This is a genomic window from Bacillus sp. FSL K6-0069 (assembly GCF_038007785.1).
In the GTDB taxonomy this organism is placed as follows: Bacteria; Bacillota; Bacilli; order Bacillales; family Bacillaceae_G; genus Bacillus_A; species Bacillus_A mobilis.
In genome coordinates, this window is the sequence record NZ_JBBOXN010000001.1 from 4211258 (window position 1) to 4236060 (window position 24803).

A 24803-nucleotide genomic window follows, 5' to 3' on the forward strand; every position below is an offset into this window, starting at 1 on the left:
TCTACACTCCCTATTAATGCATCATGCGTCGTACTGCATAAATTTCTGGAACACGTTTAATGCGTTCTACTACTTTTTTCAAATGCTGTAAGTTACGAATAGAGATTGACATATTAATTGTCGCCATCTTATTACGGTCACTTCTACCAGAAACTGCCGAAATGTACGTTTTCGTCTCTGTAACAGCTTGTAATACTTCATTTAATAAGCCACGGCGATCGTAACCTGAAATTTCGATATCAACGTTATACTCAATTTCTTTTTCAGGGCTACCTTCCCACTCTACTTCTAATAAACGTTCTATAGCTTCTTCTGTATGAACATTTACACAATCACGGCGGTGAATCGATACACCTCGGCCTTTCGTAATATACCCAACGATATCATCACCTGGAACCGGGTTACAGCATTTTGATAAACGAATTAATAAATTATCCGCACCACTTACTTTAACGCCAGAATCCCATTTTCGAATTTTCATCGGTTTACGAACTTCTTTAACTTCAACAATCTCTTCTTCTTCACGTTGCTTACGGAATTTGTCCGTTAGTCGCGTAACAATTTGCGACGCTGTAATCCCGCTATATCCAACTGCTGCAAACATATCTTCTTCATTTGCAAAATTGAACTTCTCAGCAACACGTTTTAAATTGTCAGGAGCTAGCACTTCTTTCATTTCATACTCTAAGCCACGTACTTCTTTTTCAACAAGTTCACGGCCTTTTTCAATATTTTCATCTCTACGTTGCTTCTTAAAGAATTGACGTATTTTGTTTTTCGCATGAGATGTTTGAGCAAGTTTCACCCAATCTTGACTTGGTCCATACGAATGTTTCGATGTTAAAATTTCAATGATGTCACCAGTTTTTAATTTATAATCAAGTGTCACCATTTTCCCATTTACTTTTGCACCAATTGTTTTATTTCCAATCTCTGAATGCACGCGATACGAAAAGTCAATCGGAACAGATCCAAGTGGCAATTCCATTACATCGCCTTTCGGTGTAAAGACGAATACCATGTCAGAGAATAAATCAATTTTTAATGACTCCATAAACTCTTCTGCATTAGAAGCTTCATTTTGCCATTCTAATATTTGACGGAACCAAGTAAGTTTCTTCTCTAATGTACCTGTTGTTTCTGCTGTTTTTCCTTCTTTATACGCCCAGTGCGCCGCGATCCCGAATTCTGCAATCTCATGCATTTCTTTCGTACGAATTTGCACTTCAAGCGGATCACCTTTCGGCCCAATTACAGTCGTATGAAGAGATTGATATAGATTTGCTTTCGGCATCGCAATATAATCTTTAAAACGACCTGGCATCGGCTTCCAGCACGTATGAATAATTCCAAGCACTGCATAACAATCTTTAATACTATTGACAACGACACGTACAGCTAATAAATCGTAAATTTCATTGAACTGTTTATTTTGCAGTGCCATCTTACGATAAATGCTGTAAATATGCTTTGGTCTTCCAGAAATCTCAGGTTGAATTGAAACCTCTTTTAATTTCTCACGAATACCAGTCATTACTTCGTCTAAATATTCTTCACGCTCTGCACGTTTACGCTTCATTAAATTTACAATACGATAGTATTGCTGTGGATTTAAATAGCGAAGTGACGTATCCTCTAACTCCCATTTAATAGTACTAATTCCGAGTCTATGTGCTAAAGGTGCAAAGATTTCTAACGTTTCATTCGCAATGCGACGCTGCTTCTCTTGAGGCAAATGTTTCAATGTACGCATATTATGAAGACGATCAGCTAGTTTAATTAAAATAACTCGAATATCTTGAGCCATTGCAATAAACATTTTGCGATGGTTTTCTGCTTGTTGTTGCTCATGAGATTTATATTTAATCTTTCCGAGCTTTGTTACACCATCGACAAGCATAGCAATTTCTTTATTAAATTCCCGTTCAATATCTTCTAATGTAATTTCTGTATCTTCCACTACATCATGTAAGAAACCTGCTGATACTGTAGCTGGATCCATGTGTAAATCAACTAAAATACCTGCAACTTGAATTGGATGAATAATGTACGGTTCACCCGATTTTCTGTATTGTTCGCTATGCGCATCACGTGCATATTCATAGGCACGTGCCACTAGCTCAATATCTTCATCTGCTAAATATTGACTTGCTTTCTCGAGTACCTGTTCAGCTGTTAGTACCTGCTCATTTGCCATCGAATCACCTTTTATTGAAAATTGACTTTATCTTAATTAAGTAGAATAAATTATATTCTATCATTATAACCTAATGATTGTGAATTGTGAAAAGGAAAAGATTTTACTGACATTTCACCTTATTTTTTTGTGCAATTATACAAAAGTACCCGCTCCTCTCCAAGAGATTCACGGGTACTTCTTATCACCGTAGTTTTACCTATATAGTGATTAGTATTTTTCTAATACTAATACATCGTAACCATCTAACATTTTACGACCATCTAAGTAAGTAAGCTCTACTAAGAATGCAATTCCAGCTACAACTCCGCCAAGTTCTTCAACTAGCTTAATTGTCGCTTCAATTGTTCCACCTGTAGCTAATAGATCATCTGTAATCAATACGCGTTGACCTGGCTTAATTGCATCTTTATGGATTGTTAAAACATCTTTACCATATTCTTTACCGTAGTCAACTGTAATTACTTCACGTGGTAATTTTCCTAATTTACGAACTGGTGCAAAACCTACTTCTAACGCATAAGAAACTGGGCAACCAATAATAAAGCCACGTGCTTCTGGCCCTACTACAACGTCAATGTCTCTTTTCTTTGCATACTCAACGATTGCATCTGTTGCTGCTTTGTATGCTTTACCGTCGTTCATTAACGGTGTAATGTCTTTAAATACAATACCTTCTTTTGGATAATCCGGTACAATTGCGATATGTTGCTTGAAATCCATATTTCTGAATCCTCCTCAGATCTAAAAGGTTTGTAAATACAAATCCTTTACCCTAGCTGTTCTACTTCTTTATGATTACGAATCGTTTCAAACCATGTATATAGTTGCTGATATGTGCTATAAACCAATTCTTTTTCTAATTGTAAGTGGTTCATTTTCTCACGATATGTGTTCGATTCAATTAAATCACGCTTTTGTTTTTTGTCTGCCATAAAAATGACGCCATCTTTTATTGTAACAAATTCTAACTCAAAAAACACCTGTGTCATGAAATTTACTGTATCTTTTGACCAACCTTTATGTTGACAGAGTTGTGCTCCGTATTGTCTTAAAGAAAATGGTGCTTTTTGGCTCAAGAACGAATAGTACCATTTAAAGTGTTCTCTCGTTGGAACAGTACTAAATAAATGATTATTCTCTTGATAAAATAGCGTATAAATTCGTGACGGGAACCCAACTTTAAATAAATCTCGTAATTCATCTGTTCCTTTTGGTAAATCAAGTAACACGATGTATTGATCATCTAATTGGGTGACTTCGGATGCATGCATCATATGCTCTTTATAGTCTTCTAAAGAAAATTTATTCAATACTTCTTCAGAAAAATACACCATCGTTATTTTTTCTTTCGGAAGTTCTGCTACATTCGCTTCTACGTTACGCATACTACGCCAATCAAATAATTGCCACGCCTCTACAGCAATATCTTGTACCATTAATTGCGGCTTCTTAAAATTATTCCATTCATTGATAGATGCTTCCCCTATTACAGATACCTTTGCAACTGGAGAAATTTCTTTCGCATACGCACCAAAACCAAATCCGATTGTATCCAGTGTCGCTTGTCCATCGCGAAGAGCCATTTTCAAATGTGAACCATCTGATCCGATTGCACGAATACTTTCTAGCTCTGCGTCCTTCACTGCAATACGTGGTTTTGGATTTCCAACACCAAATGGTGCTAACTTTTGCATATCTTCAATTGCTGCAAGTGTTACATCTTCCACTTTACAAAAGGCATCAACAGCTGTAATTGGAATAAAATCTTCTTCCGTTAAAATTACTTCTGCTTGTTCATTTAAGCGGCGGCGCAATTCAGCTACATCATTCATATGTAGCGTCATTCCCGCTGCCATCGGGTGTCCTCCGAAGTGTGGCAATAACTCTCTACAATCTGACAAGTTTGCAAATAGATCAAATCCTGCAATACTACGTGCTGAACCTTTTGCTGTTTCTTTTACAGGATCAATACATAATACAATCGTTGGACGATAAAAACGTTCAACTAATTTAGATGCGACAATTCCAATTACACCTGGATTCCAGCCTTCTTTTGCAAGCACTAATACTTTATTGTCTTCTGGCGGAAAATTATTTTCCACTTCAGCGATAGCTTCTTCTGTAATTTGCTTTACAATATCTTTTCGCAGTTTGTTCAACTCATCAATTTCTTCAGCTAACTCTTTTGCTTCTTCTGGGTCATCTGATAATAAAAGATGTACAGCCGGTGTAGCATCTTCTAAACGTCCAACTGCATTAATACGCGGTGCAATCGAGAAGCCAATGCTCTCTTCTGTAATTTCACTTTGCGAAACGTTAGCAACTTTAAACAGCGCCTTTAGTCCGATATTTTTTGTCATGCGCATATGTTTTAAACCGCGCTTCACTAACAATCTATTCTCACCATGAAGTGATACTAAATCGGCTACTGTACCAATCACTGCAATTTCTAATAAATGTTCTGGTACACGGCCTAATAGTGCATGCGCAACTTTAAACGCAACACCTACACCAGCTAAATAGTGGAACGGATACACACCGCCATCTAATTTCGGATGAATAATCGCAAGTGCTTCTGGCAATTCCGGTGGTGGCTCATGGTGATCTGTAATAATCAGATCTACTCCAAGCTCCTTCGCTACCTTCGCTTCATGCACTGCTGCGATACCAGTATCAACAGTAATAATTAGCGAGAACCCTGCGCTATGTGCCCAACGAAACGCTTCTTCGTTTGGTCCATACCCTTCTGTAAAACGGTTTGGGATATAAAATTCTACGTCCGCCCCTAATTCTTGCAAGGCAAGATATAACACAGTCGTACTACTTACTCCGTCCGCATCGTAGTCACCAAATATTAATATTTGCTCTCCATTTTGAACCGCCTTATTTACACGTTCTACCGTTCTATCCATTCCTTCTAATAAAAATGGATCATGAAATTCTTGATTTTCTGTATTTAAAAAATCTAAAATCTTATCTTCTGTATCTAGTCCTCTACCGAGGAATAACGAAACGACAAGTGGTGATAATTGTAATTTACTTGCTAATTCACTCACTCGCTCATTATTATATTCTTTTTCTTTCCAACGCGTCTTCGGTTGTAACACGAAATCACCCCTTAACCTGTTCATTATACAAGACAGATTAAGGGGTGACAATATAATGCAAACTACGATGCAATATCTATATACTAAAATGTTAATAATGTTTAATTTGGAGAATACGGATTTATATGTACAAACACATTTTGTACGTTATCTTGTTCCATCAGCGTTTCTTTCACATGCTTTCCAATGCGGTGCCCTTCTTCTACAGTAATGTATGGGTCTACAGAAACTTTAATATCAACAATAACGTAATGGCCATGCTCCCTTGCATATAAAGAACCGATTTTTTTCACACCATCTATTTGAAGTACTGCTTCCCTAAGCGGAACAACATCTTCCTCATGCAGAACATGATCAAGCGTTGCATGAATTGCTTCTGCCCCAATACTCCATGCCATTTTAGCAACAAGAAGTGAAACAAATAATCCTGCAATTGGATCGGCATATACAAGCCAATCTATCCCAAACTTACCACCAATAATCGCTGCACAAATACCGATTAAAGCTGCAATTGAAGAAAATACATCCGAACGGTGCTCATATGCATTTGCAATAATTGCATCACTATTTACTCTCTTCCCTAATCGGAATTTATATTGAAACATTCCTTCTTTCACGACAATCGAAAGAACAACAGCAAAAATCGTAATTCCTTTCGGTGGTTCTAGTTCTTGCGAAAAAGCTTTTATAGACGAAATTGCTATCTCGATTCCCACAATAAATAATAATACTGCAACAATAATAGCTGAAATCGATTCCGCTTTACCATGACCATACGGATGATCTTCATCAGGCGGCTGCTTTGCTGCTCGCAATCCAAACAGTACAGCTAGCGAACCAATTACATCTGATGCAGAATGCACGGCATCCGCTAATAGCGCTTTACTGTTCCCAATATAACCAATTACCGCCTTTACAATCGCTAATATAATATTACCAACGATCCCGACAATAGCACCAAACTCGGCCTGTTTAAAACGTTCATCTTTTTCCATAATTAAAATCCCTTCTTTTCTTAACCTATCTTTTTATCACACTTTAATGGGCAGTAAGACCCCCACCTCAAAATTCAGCACAAGCAAAGAAGTTAGGTGGGGGTCGGGCTGCCCATAAAAGTCCGATTGGTTCAACTAATAATCAGTGGGGGATGAAGAAAACCCCCACTGATTAAAGTTTCACTTTATTGTAGCAAAAATAGCGATAACACCACCAGTTTCTTCCATTTAACCATTTCAAAGTTGCTATCTTATTGTATCCACAAACGAAAAAAGAGATGCCTCATAAAGAGACATCATCTTTTTTTATACTTGCGGTTCAGATTCTACTTTCTCAACCTTTTTCTTGTTTTTACCCTTTTTCAAACGACGGTTTTCAAGCATTAACCAAATTTGAGAAGCGACGAAAACAGAAGAGTACGTACCTACAACTAATCCGACAAGTAAAGCAAACGAGAAGTTACGTAATGACTCACTACCGAAGATAAGTAACGCAATTACCGGGAATAACACTGTTAATACGGTGTTAATCGAACGACCAAGCGTTTGGCGAATACTTGCATTTACGATTTCTTCTAAGTCTTTTATATCGCGAACTCGTTTTTTCTGTTTGTATAATTCACGGTTTCTATCAAATGTAACAATCGAGTCATTAATAGAATAACCGATGATTGTTAATACCGCAGCGATAAACGTTAAGTCTACCTCTAATTGGAAAATACTAAATATAACAACCATAACGAATGCGTCATGTAGTAATGCAAGTACTGCAGATAATGCATACGTAAAGCGGAATCGAATACTTACGTATAAGATGATAACCGCAGAAGCAATCAGTACAGCGATAAATGCATTTCGTGCAATTTCTTTACCAATTGTCGGTGAAACTGTGCTTACGTTTGGATCTGTACCATATTTATCGTGGAAGAATGTTTTTGTTTTCGCAATTTCATCTTTTGATAGAACACCTAAAGTACGAACTGCGAACCCTTTATTGTCATCTCCAGTCGGTACAATGTTTTCTTCCTTCACATCGATGTTCAATTCTTTAAAATCTTTATGAACATCAGACACAGTAACCGCTTGTTTTGATTGCAAGTCGATACGTGTACCACTTGCAAAGTCAATACCAAGATTCAATTTGAAAATTGGAAGAATAATTGCACCTGCAATTACAACTACAATCGAGAAAACAAGGAATTTATGACCGATATTTACAAAGTTAATACGATCAAATTTCGTTGGTGGATGTACTACACCTTTTGTTAACGGAATAATATCCTTTTGTTTCACACCAAAATATCCTGGTTTTTTATCGAAGTAACGGCTCTTTACAAGTAATCCTAGTAAGAAACGAGTACCGAATACGTTCGTAATGAAACCGACTAAAATACTTACAATTAAGCTTGTTGCAAATCCCTTTACAGAGCTATTACCATAAACGAATAATACACCAGCTGCTGCAAGAGTCGTAACGTTCGCATCTAAAATTGTTGCTAATGAACGATGGTTACCAGCGCGAAATGCTGACATCATGGATTTACCAATTTTCAGCTCTTCTTTCAGTCTCTCGTACGTAATAATATTCGCATCAACTGCGATACCTACCCCGAGCACTAACGCCGCAATACCTGGCAATGTAAGAACTGCATGCATCCAGTTAAAGACAAGTAATGTAACAAAAATGTATAGACCTAACATAATAACCGCTACAATTCCTGGTAGACGGTAATACACAAGCATAAATAAGAAAATAAGAGCGATACCAATCGCACTAGCGAAAATTGTTTGTTCTAATGCTTGTTGACCAAATTTCGCTCCAACTGATGTTGAATACATTTCTTTCAAATCAACAGGAAGTGCACCTGCATTTAATAAAGATGAAAGTTGTTTCGCACTTTCAACTGTGAAGTTTCCACCTACGATAGATACTTCAGCCTGGTTAAATACTTGGCTTACTGTTGCTGCTGATAAGAACTTCGGATTCGGTTTTGCAGATTCTGCTTTATACGAATCTTTTCCTTCTTCAAAGTCTAGCCAGATTACCATTAAATTCGTTGGTGGTGGCATTTTTGAAATTTTTTCAGTTACTTCACGGAATTTTTCAGCGCTTTTTAGTGTAAGACCTACGCTCGCACGACCTTGCTCATCAAATGTTTGCTTCGCTCCGCCGCCTTTTAAATCCGTTCCGTCCATAAGAAGGTTGTCATCTACATCACGGAATGTTAATTTCGCTTGCGTTGATAACATTTCACGTGCTTTTTGCTGATCTTGTACACCAGCAAGCTGTACACGAATTCGATCTTGCCCCTCGATTTGAATGTTCGGCTCACTTACACCGAGAACATTGACACGATTTTCAAGAGCACCTACTGTACTTACAAGTACGTCTCGATCGATTTTATCACCTTTTTTGGCTGGTTTTACTTCATACAGAATTTCAAAACCACCGCGAAGGTCTAGTCCTAGACTAATTCCTTTTGCTATGTCTTTTCCTGCCGCACCAATTACTCCACCGATTAATAAAACGATGAGGAAAAAGGCGGCAATTCTCGTACCACGCTTTGCCATATGTACCCTCTTTCTGCTACTAACACTTTAAATAAATCTCTTACGATTCACTTTTACACGTGTGCATACGCCTAGTTAGTAGACTTCCTTTCTATAATTTTGCTAGTTCATCACTAGCTGTGTCGGTAAGTTTTTCACAATACCTACACTTTCATTATTTATTTTTTCTCTTCACTACCCCCTTTATATATAATCTTAGACATAATTATTTCCTCATTATCAATACCTATCATTATACTGCAAAAGGAAGAACAAACCAATTGCAGTCGGTTATTTATTTTCATATTCATCAAATGACCAAAGTGGCGCTTGATATGCTTCAACAGTTAAATAAGTCATATATTCATTAGCACTTACTCTTAATACATCATTTACTAATTCATATAACCTCACATCGCTGTCTATCTTCTTCCACTTTTTCACTTTAAGAAACTTCCAAATGTCATCATCTGTTACTCGGTCATAACCGAACATGTGGAACTCTTCTACTTTGCTTTCTAAAACGACTTGTAACTGTCCGCGGTATGATTCTACCAAAGCCTCTTTTTCTAACATACATAACATCTCCTTCTTATTTCAGCACGAAAAGTCGCTTTTAATCCCGCTCTAATGGACAGCAATAACTACTTTCAAGAGCACAATCATACTTCACTCTCTCAAATGCTTGTCATTCTTGTCTCGTACGTGCATATAAATTATTGTAAATCATTCCACTGATTTTGAGAAGGTAGGAGAAGAGCATGACGAGACAAAGCTTTTTAAAAGGCGCATTTATTTTAATGATTGCCGGCTTTATTACCAAAATCCTTGGATTTATTAACCGGATTGTAATGGCACGTATTTTAGGAGAAGAAGGCGTTGGCCTTTATATGATGGCCGTTCCTACATTCATTCTAGCAATTACATTAACACAAATCGGCCTTCCTGTCGCAATCGCAAAATTTGTAGCAGAAGCAGAAGCTGTGAATGATAAACAAAGAGTTAAAAAAATATTAACAGTATCATTAGCAGTTACATCCGTTATTAGTATCATTTTAACAATTGGAATTATGCTCCTCACACCTATTTTAGCAAAAACATTATTAACTGATGAAAGAACGTACTATCCATTAATGGCCATTTTACCTGTCGTTCCTGTTATTGCCGTTTCTTCTGTTTTACGCGGCTATTTCCAAGGGAAACAAAACATGAAACCTAGTGCTTACGCCCAAGTTATAGAACAAGTTGTCCGCATTACAATTATCGCTATATGCATTCAGTTATTTTTACCTTACGGTGTAGAATACGCTGCAGCTGGTGCTATGTTATCAGCCGTTCTCGGTGAAGTTGCATCGTTATTATTTTTACTCACTTTATTTCAGCGCGAAAAACATTTATCTATACGCTCTGGATTTTTCACTACTGTAAAAGAAAGCAAAGGGACATTTTATTCGCTTATGGATATCGCTCTTCCAACTACAGGAAGTCGTTTAATCGGTTCCGTTTCATATTTCTTTGAGCCTATCGTCGTTATGCAAAGCTTAGCGATTGCCGGCGTTGCTGCCTCTGTCGCAACCCAGCAATACGGTATATTAAACGGTTATGCCTTCCCACTTCTTTCACTGCCAGCCTTTATTACATACGCCCTTTCTACAGCACTCGTTCCATCTATTAGTGAGGCGATGGCTAAAAGACAGCATAAATTAGTGGAACACCGCCTACAACAAGCTCTTCGGATCTCATTAATTACTGGCGGGTGGTCAGTTGTTATATTATACGTATTCGCTTCTCCTATTTTAACTCTTATGTATGGATCAGATAGTGCAACAGCATTCATCCAGCTTCTTGCACCTTGCTTTTTATTTCATTACTTTCAAAGTCCACTTACATCTGTTTTACAAGCTTTAAACTTAGCACGGGCTGCGATGATGAATACATTTATTGGCGCAATCGTGAAATTAATCGTTATTTTTGTACTAGCTTCAAGGCCAGAATTTCAAATGATGGGGGTTGCACTTGCAATTGCAGCAAATATAGTAACCGTAACATTCCTTCATTACGCTACTGTTTTAAAGAAAATTACATTTACCATTTACGCGAAAGATTACATTTTCGGCGGACTTGCCATCGGTATTGCAGGCTCCTTCGGGTTTTACCTTCATAAGTACATTATTTTTTCTCATTCACTTGGCGTACAAACCTTATGGGAAATCACTTTAACAACACTCGTGTATATCGTTCTCCTCTTCACTTTCAAACTCATTCGAAAAGAAGAGTTAAGTAGGCTCCCTATCATTCGAAAACTTTCATTTTTGAAATAAACAGGCTTACTATTTCATATAGTAAGCCTCTAGTTTTCTTTCACATCAACAAAAAATTGTCCATTTTGAAAGCTGCAGTATAAAATTTGTTTGATATCGTTATAACCTAAGTTTTTTAATTTCTCAATCAGCCATTCATCTGTATGTTCAATCATTTGTAAATGATTCGATTGGATTTCTCCATCAATAATTAACGGGAGTGTAAAAACCGGCGTATCATTTTTACTCTTTTTACTTTTTTGTTTTTGAAAGACAGATAACTTTCCTGAAGGTTCTAAAATGGCGTATTCTACATCCCTTACATCTCCGACTCCCTGCTCCCTTAATTGCATCATTAAATCATCTATATTATAACGTTGCTTTCTCATCTTCTTTTCATCAATCTTTCCCGCATTTACAAGAATAGCCGGCTCACCTTCTATTAAATGTCGAAAACGTTGATACTTTAACGAAATAACTGACAAAATGATTTGTATACACATAAGAAAAGTCATCGGAACTAATTGGTGCCAAAGTGATTTATCGGTATTTTCAATTGCGACTACAGCCATTTCACCAAGCATAATGAATACGACTAAATCTAATACACTTAGCTCTCCAATTTCACGTTTACCCATAAGACGAAAAATAATTAATATGATGATATACAAAAGCATCGTCCGACCAATGATTGATACCCATTCCATTTCTACATCTCCTTTTTTACATATAGACTCCCCTATAAAAAATAAACTAGTCTAACTTCAGCAAAAAGAAAATATGCTTGTATTAAAAAGGGGGAATGTATAAATGGATGGAACGAAAAAATTATCAACTGCAATCGGCTTTGGTATCATTACCTTATTAATTTTGGCAACAATTATTAGCATGGTCATGGCTCTTTTATTAAAATTTACAGATATGAATGAAGGAACATTAGCCGTCACTATTTTTATACTTGCTCTTTTATCTATGCTTATATCCGGATTTACTGCCGGCAAAAAGGCACAAGGGAAAGGTTGGCTAGTAGGTTTCACAACAGGTCTTACATTCGCTATACTTGTTTTTCTAGTTAACTATTTAGGCTTCTCTCAAACTTTATCGAACTCACAGTTACTTTATCAATTAGCATTAATGGGGGCGAGTACACTCGGTGGTATTTTCGGGGTAAATATGTCAAAACAAAATAACTAAAAAAAGCCCTGCACATTTCATGCAGGGCCTTCCTCATTAGTTTTTCACAACTTCACGAATCGCATTGCGATCGAAAGTTAAGTGTGAACCACCAGATTTAATAACGATTTTCGTATCATCTACTGATTCGATTGTACCGTGTAAACCACCGATTGTTACGATAGCATCACCTTTTGATAACTCACTTTGCATTTGAGCAACTGCTTTTTGACGCTTTTGTTGCGGGCGAATTAATAAGAAATAGAAAATCGCAAACATCGCAACAATCATAACGATATTCATCATACCTGGATTCATCTTTGTTTCCTCCTTTTAAATTATGTATTAGAAGTTTTTAGCATTCGGTTTATTAAAGCCATACTGTTCAAAGAATTCTTCGCGGAAATCGCCAAGACGGTCTTCACGAATAGCTTGTCTCACCTGCTCCATTAAGTTTAACAGAAAATGAAGGTTGTGATAAGACGTTAAACGAATTCCGAACGTTTCATCACATTTCATTAAGTGACGAATGTACGCACGAGAGTAATTTTTACATGTATAGCAATCGCAATTTGGATCAAGCGGACCGAAGTCTCTTGCGAATTTCGCATTTTTTACAACTAGACGACCTTCACTTGTCATACATGTACCATTTCGAGCGATACGAGTTGGAAGTACACAGTCAAACATATCAATACCACGAATTGCACCGTCGATTAACGAGTCAGGAGAACCTACTCCCATTAAGTAACGCGGCTTATTATCTGGAAGAAGTGGTGTTGTAAACTCAAGTACACGGTTCATAATATCTTTTGGTTCTCCAACAGATAAACCACCTACAGCGTAACCAGGGAAGTCCATTGAAACAAGGTCTTTTGCACTTTGACGACGAAGCTCTTCGAACTCTCCACCTTGTACGATACCGAATAAACCTTGATCTTGCGGACGCTCATGCGCTTTTAAACAACGTTCTGCCCAGCGGCTTGTACGCTCTACAGACTTCTTCATATATTCAAAAGTAGCTGGGAATGGTGGACACTCATCAAATGCCATCATAATATCTGATCCTAATGCATTTTGAATTTCCATCGCTTTTTCTGGTGATAAGAATAATTTATCTCCATTTAAGTGATTGCGGAAGTGAACACCTTCCTCTTCAATACGACGGAAGTCACTTAAACTGAATACTTGGAAACCACCAGAATCCGTTAAAATTGCACGATCCCAGTTCATAAATTTATGCAACCCGCCTGCTTCACGAATAATTTCGTGACCTGGGCGTAGCCATAAATGATACGTATTACTTAAAATAATGCCAGAATCCATTGCTTTTAATTCTTCTGGTGACATTGTTTTAACTGTTGCAAGTGTACCAACTGGCATGAATGTTGGTGTATCAAATGAACCGTGCGGCGTATGTACGCGTCCTAAACGGGCACCTGTTTGTTTACAAGTTTTAATAAATTCATAACGAATTGCTGTCATAATTTACTCCTTTTATTTGTTTCCCATTTTAGCGTGAGATGCAACGAACATTGCATCACCAAAGCTAAAGAAACGATATTTTTCTTTTACTGCTTCATTATAAGCATGAAGTACATTATCTCTGTTTGCAAATGCACTTACAAGCATAATTAATGTTGATTTCGGTAAATGGAAGTTTGTAATTAAACCATCAATTGCTTTAAATTCATAACCTGGGTACATGAAAATATCTGTCCAGCCAGAAGCAGCACAAAGCTTGCCGTCATGATCTGTCGCAATTGTTTCTAACGTACGAGTCGAAGTCGTACCTACCGTAATAATACGTCCACCACTCTCTTTCACACGATTTAATAATGCCGCTGTCTCTTCAGACATATGGTAATATTCTGCGTGCATATGGTGTTCTTCAATCGTATCGGCAGAAACTGGTCTAAATGTTCCAAGTCCTACGTGAAGTGTAATGAAAGCTAACCCGACGCCTTTTTGTTTTAACTTCTCCAGTAACTCTTCTGTAAAGTGAAGTCCTGCAGTTGGCGCTGCTGCTGAGCCGATTTCTTTCGCATATACTGTTTGATAGCGATCGCGATCTTCTAGCGTCTCTTTAATATATGGAGGAAGTGGCATTTCCCCAAGTTCATCTAAAATTTCATAGAAGATGCCGTCATATGAAAATTCAAGCTGACGTCCACCTTGATCTGCAGTCCCTGTACAAGTTGCTTTTAATTTCCCTTCGCCAAAAGAGATAACAGTTCCTTCTTTTACACGTTTCGCTGGCTTAACAAGCGTTTCCCACGTATCACCTTCTTCTTGTTTTAAAAGAAGTACTTCAATGTGTGCGCCTGTATCTTCTTTCACACCGTGTAAACGAGCAGGCATAACTTTCGTTTCATTTAAAACTAAGCAATCCCCCTCATGTAAGTAAGAAAGAATGTCTGAAAAATGTTTATGCTCAATATCGCCTGTTTCACGGTCTAACACCATTAATCTTGATGTTTCACGATCTTCTAACGGGACTTGTGCAATAAGTTCTTCTGGTAAATGAAAATCAAACAGATTTATATCCATAACTATATCCACCTATTTCTTATTTGAATCGATTTATTATATACATAATAAAAGATAATACAATACTTAACACAATACATGTAATGATAGGAAAATAAAAGGTAACGTTTCCTTTTTTCACAAAAATATCGCCTGGAAGTCTTCCAATGAACTTCCAAGCTAATCCGACAACAATGAGCAAAATACCAGCTGTAATAAGCAGCTTTGGCATCTCCGTCATACTTTTGGCATCTCCATTCCGAAATGTTCATATGCAAGCGGCGTTACAATTCGGCCCCTTGGCGTTCGTTGTAAAAAGCCAATTTGTAATAAATACGGCTCATACACATCTTCAATCGTATGCGATTCTTCTCCAATCGTTGCCGAAACTGTTTCTAACCCGACTGGGCCACCGCGGAATTTCTCAATAATACCAAGCAATAATTTATGATCGATATGATCTAAACCTAATTTATCTACTTGCAGTAGTTCTAACGCCATTTGAGTAATTTCCATTGCAACTGTTCCGTTACCACGAACTTGTGCGAAATCTCGTACACGTCGTAATAAACGATTCGCAATACGAGGTGTACCACGAGCACGTCTTGCAATTTCTAGTGCCGCTAACGAATCAATTTCAACTTCAAATACTTCTGCTGTACGTTCTACAATCTCAGACAACTGATCTACTGTATAATACTCTAATCTTGAAAGTACACCGAAACGGTCACGAAGTGGTGCTGATAATGCACCTGCACGTGTCGTTGCTCCAACTAATGTAAATGGAGGCAAATCTAAACGTACAGATCGTGCTGACGGTCCTTTCCCAATTACAATATCAAGGCAAAAATCTTCCATCGCAGGATATAGCACTTCTTCAATTGATCTATGCAAACGATGAATTTCATCAATAAATAATACATCTCCTGGCTGAAGCGCTGTTAATACAGCTGCTAAATCTCCTGGTCTTTCAATTGCTGGGCCTGAAGTTGTTCTAACATTAACGCCCATTTCATTTGCTATAATATTTGCAAGCGTCGTTTTACCAAGTCCTGGCGGTCCATATAGAAGCACATGATCTAACGTTTCTTCACGCATTTTCGCTGCTTCAATAAACACCTCTAAATTATGTTTCGCTTTATCTTGGCCAATATACTGACGGAGCGTCTGTGGCCGTAATGAATATTCTAAATCCGAATCTTCATATGCAGATTCCCCTGAAAGGAGACGTTCGTCCATTATACTCACCTCTTACCATTTAGTAAAAGACTAAGTGCCTTTTTAATATACTGATCCGTCGTTAATGATTCTTTTAATAACTCTGGTACAACGCGAGAAACTTCTCGTTCTGCGTATCCAAGTGCGCGCAGAGCTTCCAGCGCCTCATCAAGCTCAGCTGATGAACCTTTCTTCTCATCAAAACGTTCTGTATCTGAGAATAAATCAACAAATGCATCTGGTACGACGTCAGCTAGTTTTCCTTTTAAATCTAAAATCATTTGACGCGCTGTTTTCTTTCCGACGCCCGGGAATTTCACTAAAAACTTCTCGTCTTCATGTTCAATCGCTTGAACGACCTGTCCTGTTTGACCAGAAGCTAAAATTGCAAGAGCGCCTTTTGGTCCAATGCCAGATACACCTAGCAACTTTGTAAATAATAAACGCTCTTCACGTGTTTTAAACCCGTAAAGCGCCATAATATCTTCTCTCACATAATGATATGTAAAGACACGGATTTCTTGCTTACTTCTTTGAAATACATACGGATTTGGTGTGAAAATTTGATACCCAATTCCATTATGGTCAATTACGACATATTCCGGTCCTACATAGTCCACGTAACCTGTAACATATTCAAACAAAATGCGATCTCTCCCTCTTAAATCATGTATTCCATTTTAACATATTTAATGATAGAAAAGCGAGACTACCCCAACAAATGTTCTCTATTAGAAACTTCTGTTATTTTCCATTGACAGAAAGCGCGAAGCACCTTAATATACAGAAGTCGATAATGATTATCAATATTAATTAAAGGGGTTACATCAGGATGAAACAGAAGCTATTTATTTTATTTACTATTATGCTAGTTGTACTTTCTATCGTTGGCTGTTCTTCTCAAAAAGAAGAAGCAAAAGCGAAAGAACAACCGAAAACAAAAGTTGTAAAACACGCTAAAGGGGAAGCTACAATTCCAGTAAATCCAAAAAGAATTGTTGACTTATCTGGATCAACAGAAGAATTATTACTTCTTGGACACAAACCTGTCGGTACAGCAAATACATATAAAGATAAAATCCAAAATCACTTAACAGAGAAATTAGATGGTGTAAAAGCAGTAGGTTGGTACTGGGCACCTAAAGTTGATTTAGAAGCTGTTACGGCTTTAAAACCAGACTTAATTATTTTAAATAATCGTCAATTGAAGATTTATGATCAATTAGAAAAAGTTGCACCGACAGTTGTTCTAGAAACAAACTTAGAAGACTGGCGTGGTAAGTTTAAAGAAGTAGGTAAACTATTTGACGAAGAAAAGAAAGCAGACAAATGGATTGCAGACTACGATAAAAAAGCAGACTCTTTATCTAAAAAGATTAAAGAAAAAACAAAAGATGAGAACTTTATGTTCATCGCAGTTACGCCACAAAACTTCCGTGTATACGGTAGCTTCGGATACGGTGACATCATCTTTAACGACTTAAAACTTCCAGCAACAAAAGGTACAGATTTAAAACAAACGATGGCACAAGTATCACTAGAAGGTCTTGTTGCATTCCAACCTGATCAAATGTTTATTGTAAACTTTGGCGGTGAAGCTGATAAAGTTTACAAAGACTACAAAAACAGTGCCGTTTGGAAAGACAACAAAGCAGTTAAAAATAATCATGTATATGAAGTATCAAATGAAGTCTTCAATACGAAAGCATTCAATCCAATCGGAAAAGACATGCTAATTGATGAAATCGCAAAACAAATTTTAGATAAAAACAAGTAAAAAAAGCAGCTCACCATGAGCTGCTTTTTTTCTTATTTTGCACTGCATATTGCTTCATTTTTTCAATCGTCTTCACAAAACCCTCTTTTGATTTAATACGAATACCACGCTTTAATTTCGCACGCTCATAACTCTCCAGCTTTTTCATATCAATTTGAAAGAAGGAATGAATCGCATTATCACTTTTCGGTACACCTTTGAAAATTTGTAATATCCCTTCCTCTGACACACCAAAATAACCGCTCGTCTTTAATAACGGAGAAATATCATCAATTTTCTTTTGTAATACGATTTGTACATCATCACGATCAACGAGCTGCCATTCTTTATATTGCTGTAAAAACTTTTCTAAGTCCGCTACTTTTTCTGTAAATATTTCCTCACTTACTTCTCCATCAACATACATTCGCTCTAATAAAATTGTAACTTCAGGCTCTTTTTCTGTTACTTCTGGTACTGGACCTTCCGCCTTCACATTCGTTTCATAAACGAAACAAAACATCATAACGAAAGCTTGCATCGCAATCAGTATCCATCTCATTTCCGTTCACCTCTTTTAGGAAAGATCAAACTTTCATTAGTAGTTTTTCCGGAAATGGGGGTTTTATCCCTAACTCATAGATTACTCTCATTAAGACTTATAGAGTGCAATGATTTCTACCTATTTCGAAACGTATTGATTACGTGAAAACTTTTTTATACCTTTATTTGATTGTACCGTTGCTATATAAACCCCAATTAATACGATTATCATCCCAACTATTTGTTGCCACGTAACAGCTGCTCCATACAATACAACTGATATACCAGTAGCCACAATAGGAGTTAGATTTAAATACATACTAGCTTTGCTTGCACCTAGTTCTTCAACCCCTTTATTAAACACGATATATCCAACTAACGTCCCGCATACGACCATATACAACATTTCTATCCATCCCTGTAAAGAGAGCGTTGCAACCTTTCCCCACCCATCTTCATATAGAGAAAGGCCTGCTAAAAACACCGCACCCAATACCGTCATACTCATTGTTGTTAACAAAGGGGAGACACCACTCATAACCTTTTTTCCTGTTAAGCTATATAAAACCCCACAGGTTAAAGCAGCTATAAATAAAAGATCTCCCTTATTAAATGACAAAGACATAAGTATATTCATTGAACCACCCGTAATAACCACTATTACACCGACAAGGGACAAAGTTAAACTTATTCCGACTTTTATACTCCAAGACTCTTTAAAAAACAATATTGCTCCCAATGTTACAAAAACGGGCATTGTAGCAATAATAAGTGAGCCATTCAGAGTGGAAGTATAGTGAAGTCCCATAAAGAAAAAAACATTGTAGCCAAAAATACCTGTTAACGATACAAATAACAGCCCTTTCCAATTCTTTAATAACAAACTTGTATTCCACTCAGATTTCATAAACACGATGCCTATTAAAATACAACCTGCTAAACCAAAACGAATTGTTGCCGCAGTAATAGGTGGAATTTCAGTAATAACATGCTCTGCTGTTGCAAAAGATCCACCCCAAAATAACGGAACAAGCAACATAATGAAATACATACTATTTATTCTGTTCATTTTTATTACCCCTTTCACGTAAACAGGTTTAAAAGTTTAAACTTATTTACGTGTTAGTTAAAAAAAATTAATAATTTGATTCTATTGCTTGAAGTAAATCCTTCACCTGTTTTAAAAATTCTCCAGCTATTATAGAATAAAAAATTTCTTTTCCATTGCGATCCGCTACAATTAGTTCTGCTTGTTTTAAAATTTTCAAATGATGCGAAACAGCTGGTCTAGAAATCCCCATTTTATCTGTTATTTCTGTTACATTCATCCGTTTGTTTTCTAATAACAGCATAATAATTTGCTGACGATTCTCATCTCCTAACGCCTGAAATATAGGTGTTACAACCTGAAATTTCTCTAATACAACTTCTGTATTTCTACATTCAAAGTTCTCCATATACTATTCATCCCAACCTTTTATACCTAAAAAACTTGTAATATATTACCATTAAATAGTAACTCTTTCACATACACTTGTAAATAACTTTATTTTCCGACTTTTATTCCAATAAAAAAGGGAAGCTTGGATTCCTCCATTCTTCCCATTACATTCATATAAAATGAAAGACGCCTGCAAAGCAGGCGTCTTGATGCGTTTACGGCGAGAGACCAGGCGACCACATTCGCGTGTTTAGCACTTAAGCATATCTCTCGTCTTACGTAAATTAGCTCATCGCTTTGCTAATATAACATTAATAGAATGGGAAAGCAAGAGATTTATATACATTTAACAAAAAACTTTATATGCTCATTATTATTTTTCCGTTTTCGAACACGTTGATATCCCCGTCTTCCGATATTTTTATTGATAAACCAAATTTCGAGGCACTGATTGCCGCAGAGGTTCTTGCACCTCTTTCAATTTCTTTTTTCTTTTCTGAATCAGTTTTAATAAGTTCACCATAAGAGAGGATATTACAGCTGGAATCCAATAAGATTGCTCCATCTATAGAAGCAATTAACTCAAATAAATATTTATCACAACTTCTAATATTCAGGCCTTTACTTTTTTCTGTTTTAATAACTACATCATACTCTCCAGTTGTCAAACTCCCATCCTTAAGCATTTCTCTATAAATAGTTGTTTTTCTTCTTCTATCTTTTTTTAATAGACATACCAAAGAACCTATATTCTTTTGCGATAATCCCTTTAATAGATTAAATAAATCCATAACTGTCGGAGTTAAACGATTTATTTTCCCTAGAATGTAATCAAGATCTTTTTCTAAATTAAGAGGTCCTATGGTATATTGCTTTATAATAAAATTAGAAAGCACATTCCCGAATAAAATATAGTTTTTTAATTTCCAATGTCCATTTTTATAATTTAATATATTGCTATCACTTAAACTCCAATAAATTTGCCTATCATTGATATATACAAAATCTACTGCATCATGCTCCATCAATTGATGTCGATCCGTCGAAGCTGCAATTTCTTCAAGGAATTGCAATTTCTTTTCCTCCGTATGTAGCTTTGTCTCGATATCAACTCTTTTTATATTTCTCCCTACAGTATTATACAGTTCTATAGCCTTTATGTATTCTTTATATTTTTCCAAATTATCTTTTTCCATTTCTTTAATAAGCTTACTTAAAATTTGATCAAATGTATAATTAGTATTAAACTGAAGATTAAACATATTCACTATCTTTTCTTGCAAGTTCATTAGCATCTCTATTAAATTTTCTTCTTTTTCTTCTTTTCCTACCTCTGTTTTTTCTGTGTGAATAGTTTCTACAAAATGACTATATGAATTGACTTTAAAACGATTCTGTTCCTCTACTCTATACCTATTCATCATAATATCCATGATACTTTTTTTCTCACTTTTCTTTTTAGCCAATCCAACTATTTCAAAATTTTCATTTAATACATAAGATAATGATAAACCATCTATTAGTTTTAAAGTTTGCTTATCCTTTATTACCTCTAAAAGCGGTTTTCTCTCTCCCGAAAATGGGATGAAATTTACATGTAACTTACTTAAATATAAATTAATATCAATATTTTTTTTCATTACAATAAAACTCATTTTTGTACATTCATTCTCATATGTTTTCGAACTTACTTGCTTCAAGTCTTCAAGAAACGCACCTAGTTGAGCTTTACTCCCAAAATCTTTTTGTATCAAGTTATAAATACACTCCTCAATTAATAATGACTTAAATAAAGGCTTAAATTCTAAATTTGAGTACTCCTCATAAAATTCCTTCATTGTATCATTAATTACATAAAAAACATTTTTCAAAGGGTGTTCATTAATGTTAAAGATTTCTTCTGCAATATTTAAAATTGTGAAATCTAATCCAGTTTCCTCCCTATTTAACTTCATTTTAAATTCAATACCTAACAATTGCTCTAGTGCGCTTTTATATTTATTATAAAAATTCAAATATTCCGTACCATTTGCAGTTTCCATTACTTCCTCCGTATTCTAAAATTCATTAATTTATTCTTAAAATCAAATATTTTTTCCACTTACCTTTATCTAGTATTTTAAAACAATTTAAAATGAATTAGTATAACAATTTATAAAGTAAAAACAAAAGAGGAAGGGCTACCCCCTTCCTCTTTTGTTTTGCTATCGCATAGTACCAGTTAAACCGTAACGAATGTCTCGGAACATATTTGTTATGTCACGATTAAAATCGTTTGTAACTGTACCGTTACGTAGTCGTGTACTCATTGCATCGACACGAGTAAACATGTCATTTCTTACAGAAACATATACGTTTCTGTTTCCAACTTCATTTACAACCGCTTGACGAACTTCATTTGCAAGCGCTGTTTCATTCGATACTGGATTACGTGGTTTCACCGCAATCGCTACATCGTTTCCATATACAACTGTAGACACACGGTCTACGTTATTCATACGTTTCACACGATTTGTAATTCTTTCTGCTGTTTTACCATCATTGTTAATGTATGAATTGTTCATTGTAATATTACGTGTTGGATGCGGATTTGCAATTTGACCGTTGTAATTTACATCACGGTAATAATTGTTATATCCTGTATCGTTACGACCATTTCTATATGTTACATAATCTGTATAACGATCATTACGCGTTACATTATCACGATACTGATGTGTATCATTATAAGATGTACGCTCGTAATTGTAGTTACGTCCATCCATTGCATTGTTATCTTTTGGTGTACCACATGCAGCTAACGCACTGGTAACTAACAAAGAAGCAGCAATCACTTTTACTTTCGTATTCAATACAAAAACCCCCTCTGTTAGAATGAACTTCTCTTCTGAAAAGCTCCCTCTTATGATGAGTAAAGGAGAAGGTTTTTACACTGTTAATATTTCACTGGGGATTTTCTAACATTTGATGTAAATCTTCCATTTTCAGAACGACTCTACATACAAAAAAGGTGGGAATAATCCCACCTTTTTTAAACTTCTTCTTCATCCTCTTCTTCTGGAACCGGCTCCCCAAATACATTTGGTGGATCTGGTTGATAATACATCGTTCCTGGCTGCGGTGCATATGCCGATTGAGTTGGTTGATAATATAAAGGATTCGCATATTGCGGACCGCCTGGTTGCGGACTATATAACCTACTCTCTCCTCCGCATCCACAATCTTCCTCACCTTGCACGAGCGGCGGCATATTATTATCCATTGGCATCATGTTTGGATTTGGCATAGACGTATATTGCGGTCCAAACGGTGCTCCTTGTTGATACGGCATTTGATATGGATTTGGTGGCATCATAGGCTGTTGGTATGGCATTTGATATGGCATCATATTCGGTGGTTGATTGTTATCCATGATTGGCATCATGTTCGGCATTTGATTATTATCCATGATTGGCATCATATTTGGCATTTGATTGTTATCCATGATCGGCATCATATTTGGCATTTGATTGTTATCCATGATCGGCATCATATTTGGCATTTGATTGTTATCCATGATCGGCATCATATTTGGCATTTGATTGTTATCCATGATTGGCATCATATTCGGCATTTGATTATTATCCATTATCGGCATCATATTCGGCATTTGATTATTATCCATTATCGGCATCATATTTGGCATTTGGTTGTTATCCATGATTGGCATCATGTTTGGTATTGGGTTATTATCCATAATTGGCATGATGTTTGGTGGTTGATTGTTATCCATGATTGGCATGATATTTGGTGGTTGATTGTTATCCATGATTGGCATAATATTCGGTGGTTGGATATTGTCCATGATTGGCATGATATTTGGTACTTGAATATTTGGCGGTATGACTTGTGGAATAACTACATTTTCTTTCGATACATTTGGTGACACTATGTTTCCTACATTTTCTTTCTTCACTTGTGGTGACACGATATTCCCTACATTTTCTTTCTTCACTTGTGGTGACACGATATTCCCTACATTTTCTTTCTTCACTTGCGGCGATACGATATTCCCTACATTTTCTTTCTTTACTTGCGGTGACACGATATTTCCTACGTTCTCTTTCTTTACTTGCGGTGACACGATATTTCCTACATTTTCTTTCTTCACTTGCGGTGACACGATATTTCCTACGTTTTCTTTCTTCACTTGTGGCGACACGATATTATCTTTTTTCGTTTTCGGAGAAATGATGTTATTAGGTTTCATTTTAGTAATTTGAGGAGCAATTAACTCGCTTCCTTTTTTAATTACATCTGAAATTTTATACTCTTTTTTCGCTTTGATTGGTGGTTGCGGAGGCTGTGGTAACACATTTACCGAAAACTTTGTGTTTTCTTTTTCTGCTGGTTTTTGTTTTTCTATAACAGGTGGTTTTTGAATAACAGACGGTTTTTCAACTGGTTTTTCTATTTGAATTGGCTTTTCTTTTTGCACTTCTTTTTGTGGCTTTACCTGTACCTCTTTTTGCGGTTTCACTTGCATTTCCTTCTGTGGTTTTACTTGAACTTCTTTTTGTGGTTTCACTTGCACTTCTTTTTGTGTTTGTTGCATAGCAGGTTGCTGTGTAATTGGCGCTGATTGATACGTAACTTCTTCCTCATCTTCTATTCCAAGCGGAGTTGGCGTTGATGCAAACTCTTTTTGTTGCACTTCTTTTACGTATTGCTTCGGAGGCGCTGAACCTGCCCCAGCATGTTGTTTTACGTGAACGCTGTTTGATGGTACTTTAATTTTCATACCTGGCATGATTAAATCGGGATTACTAAGTTGTGTATTTGTATTTTTCAACGTATCAAAATCCACTCCGTACTTTTTCGCAATTTTCCAAAGGGTATCCCCTTTTTGCACGATATGAATTTTCAAATTTTCCCCCTCCTGTATAACTTATCTATAAGTAACAAATCTCATGAAGTAACCCTTTCTAAATAACGTTTACTTCTTTTCACTT

General features: G+C 36.3%; 21 protein-coding genes and 1 pseudogene. 3 read left to right on the top strand and 19 right to left on the bottom strand.

The window, feature by feature from the left end; all coding sequences use genetic code 11:
- Window positions 1-13: 13 nt before the first annotated feature.
- The 6 genes from relA to MHB74_RS21675 form a co-directional block, all read right to left on the bottom strand.
- Window positions 14-2197 carry a GTP diphosphokinase gene (relA, locus tag MHB74_RS21650; protein WP_001262800.1) on the bottom strand — a complete coding sequence of 728 codons (2184 nt, stop codon included), beginning with the start codon at window positions 2195-2197 and terminating at the stop codon, window positions 14-16.
- Window positions 2198-2407: 210 nt separating this feature from the next.
- Complete coding sequence (locus MHB74_RS21655; protein WP_000346221.1) at window positions 2408-2920, bottom strand: adenine phosphoribosyltransferase; 513 nt, start codon at window positions 2918-2920, stop codon at window positions 2408-2410.
- Window positions 2921-2967: 47 nt separating this feature from the next.
- Entirely contained in the window at window positions 2968-5307 is a 2340-nt protein-coding gene (gene recJ / locus MHB74_RS21660; protein ID WP_061677201.1) for a single-stranded-DNA-specific exonuclease RecJ, read from the bottom strand.
- Between the two features lie 101 nt (window positions 5308-5408).
- A complete protein-coding gene (locus MHB74_RS21665; protein ID WP_061677200.1) occupies window positions 5409-6302 on the bottom strand; it encodes a cation diffusion facilitator family transporter in 894 nt (297 codons plus the stop codon).
- Window positions 6303-6608: 306 nt separating this feature from the next.
- The gene (gene secDF / locus MHB74_RS21670; protein WP_061677198.1) at window positions 6609-8873 is read right to left on the bottom strand and encodes a protein translocase subunit SecDF; all 2265 of its coding nucleotides are present in this window, start codon (window positions 8871-8873) and stop codon (window positions 6609-6611) included.
- Between the two features lie 270 nt (window positions 8874-9143).
- Window positions 9144-9428, bottom strand: coding sequence for a post-transcriptional regulator (locus MHB74_RS21675; protein WP_000890213.1), 285 nt, complete (start codon window positions 9426-9428; stop codon window positions 9144-9146).
- A gap of 185 nt (window positions 9429-9613) precedes the next feature.
- Between MHB74_RS21675 and spoVB the strand changes: the two genes are divergently transcribed.
- Window positions 9614-11173: a stage V sporulation protein B gene (spoVB, locus tag MHB74_RS21680; RefSeq protein WP_061677197.1), complete on the top strand. Its 1560-nt coding sequence runs from the start codon at window positions 9614-9616 to the stop codon at window positions 11171-11173.
- Window positions 11174-11202: 29 nt separating this feature from the next.
- Here spoVB and MHB74_RS21685 read toward each other — a convergent pair whose 3' ends face one another.
- On the bottom strand, window positions 11203-11859 hold the full coding sequence (locus MHB74_RS21685) for a DUF421 domain-containing protein (RefSeq protein ID WP_061677196.1): 657 nt from the start codon (window positions 11857-11859) through the stop codon (window positions 11203-11205).
- A 103-nt stretch (window positions 11860-11962) separates the two neighbouring features.
- Here MHB74_RS21685 and MHB74_RS21690 point away from each other — a divergent pair, with 103 nt between their 5' ends.
- The gene (locus MHB74_RS21690; protein ID WP_000349143.1) at window positions 11963-12346 is read left to right on the top strand and encodes a TIGR04086 family membrane protein; all 384 of its coding nucleotides are present in this window, start codon (window positions 11963-11965) and stop codon (window positions 12344-12346) included.
- Between the two features lie 36 nt (window positions 12347-12382).
- Here MHB74_RS21690 and yajC read toward each other — a convergent pair whose 3' ends face one another.
- From yajC to ruvA, 6 genes are read right to left on the bottom strand one after another with little or no spacing between them, the layout of a single operon-like run.
- Window positions 12383-12643 (bottom strand): preprotein translocase subunit YajC, encoded by a 261-nt coding sequence (gene yajC / locus MHB74_RS21695; RefSeq protein ID WP_001068068.1) that lies wholly within the window; start codon window positions 12641-12643, stop codon window positions 12383-12385.
- 27 nt (window positions 12644-12670) lie between these two features.
- On the bottom strand, window positions 12671-13810 hold the full coding sequence (gene tgt / locus MHB74_RS21700; protein WP_000125362.1) for a tRNA guanosine(34) transglycosylase Tgt: 1140 nt from the start codon (window positions 13808-13810) through the stop codon (window positions 12671-12673).
- A gap of 12 nt (window positions 13811-13822) precedes the next feature.
- Entirely contained in the window at window positions 13823-14875 is a 1053-nt protein-coding gene (gene queA, locus MHB74_RS21705) for a tRNA preQ1(34) S-adenosylmethionine ribosyltransferase-isomerase QueA (protein ID WP_061677195.1), read from the bottom strand.
- Between the two features lie 19 nt (window positions 14876-14894).
- The gene (locus MHB74_RS21710; RefSeq protein ID WP_000138162.1) at window positions 14895-15095 is read right to left on the bottom strand and encodes a DUF2905 domain-containing protein; all 201 of its coding nucleotides are present in this window, start codon (window positions 15093-15095) and stop codon (window positions 14895-14897) included.
- On the bottom strand, window positions 15092-16093 hold the full coding sequence (gene ruvB / locus MHB74_RS21715; protein ID WP_061677194.1) for a Holliday junction branch migration DNA helicase RuvB: 1002 nt from the start codon (window positions 16091-16093) through the stop codon (window positions 15092-15094). Before ruvB ends, MHB74_RS21710 begins: the two co-directional genes overlap by 4 nt.
- 5 nt (window positions 16094-16098) lie before the next feature.
- On the bottom strand, window positions 16099-16716 hold the full coding sequence (gene ruvA / locus MHB74_RS21720) for a Holliday junction DNA helicase RuvA (protein ID WP_061677193.1): 618 nt from the start codon (window positions 16714-16716) through the stop codon (window positions 16099-16101).
- Window positions 16717-16904: 188 nt separating this feature from the next.
- On the opposite strand from ruvA, the gene MHB74_RS21725 reads away from it, so the two are divergent.
- Window positions 16905-17849, top strand: coding sequence for an iron-hydroxamate ABC transporter substrate-binding protein (locus MHB74_RS21725; protein ID WP_061677191.1), 945 nt, complete (start codon window positions 16905-16907; stop codon window positions 17847-17849).
- Between the two features lie 10 nt (window positions 17850-17859).
- Here the strand turns inward: MHB74_RS21725 and MHB74_RS21730 are convergent, their stop codons facing one another.
- The 6 genes and pseudogenes from MHB74_RS21730 to safA all read right to left on the bottom strand — a co-directional run.
- Window positions 17860-18390, bottom strand: coding sequence for a BofC C-terminal domain-containing protein (locus MHB74_RS21730; protein WP_061677189.1), 531 nt, complete (start codon window positions 18388-18390; stop codon window positions 17860-17862).
- 120 nt (window positions 18391-18510) lie between these two features.
- Window positions 18511-19440: a DMT family transporter gene (locus MHB74_RS21735; protein WP_061677186.1), complete on the bottom strand. Its 930-nt coding sequence runs from the start codon at window positions 19438-19440 to the stop codon at window positions 18511-18513.
- 67 nt (window positions 19441-19507) lie between these two features.
- Window positions 19508-19828, bottom strand: a complete 321-nt coding sequence (locus MHB74_RS21740) for an ArsR/SmtB family transcription factor (RefSeq protein ID WP_061677185.1) — start codon at window positions 19826-19828, stop codon at window positions 19508-19510.
- A 343-nt stretch (window positions 19829-20171) separates the two neighbouring features.
- Complete coding sequence (locus MHB74_RS21745) at window positions 20172-21854, bottom strand: hypothetical protein (RefSeq protein ID WP_061677183.1); 1683 nt, start codon at window positions 21852-21854, stop codon at window positions 20172-20174.
- 162 nt (window positions 21855-22016) lie between these two features.
- Window positions 22017-22664, bottom strand: coding sequence for a YhcN/YlaJ family sporulation lipoprotein (locus MHB74_RS21750; protein WP_061677182.1), 648 nt, complete (start codon window positions 22662-22664; stop codon window positions 22017-22019).
- Between the two features lie 1897 nt (window positions 22665-24561).
- Window positions 24562-24718 (bottom strand): annotated as a pseudogene (gene safA, locus MHB74_RS29245) (SafA/ExsA family spore coat assembly protein); the annotation flags it as partial.
- Window positions 24719-24803: the final 85 nt, after the last annotated feature.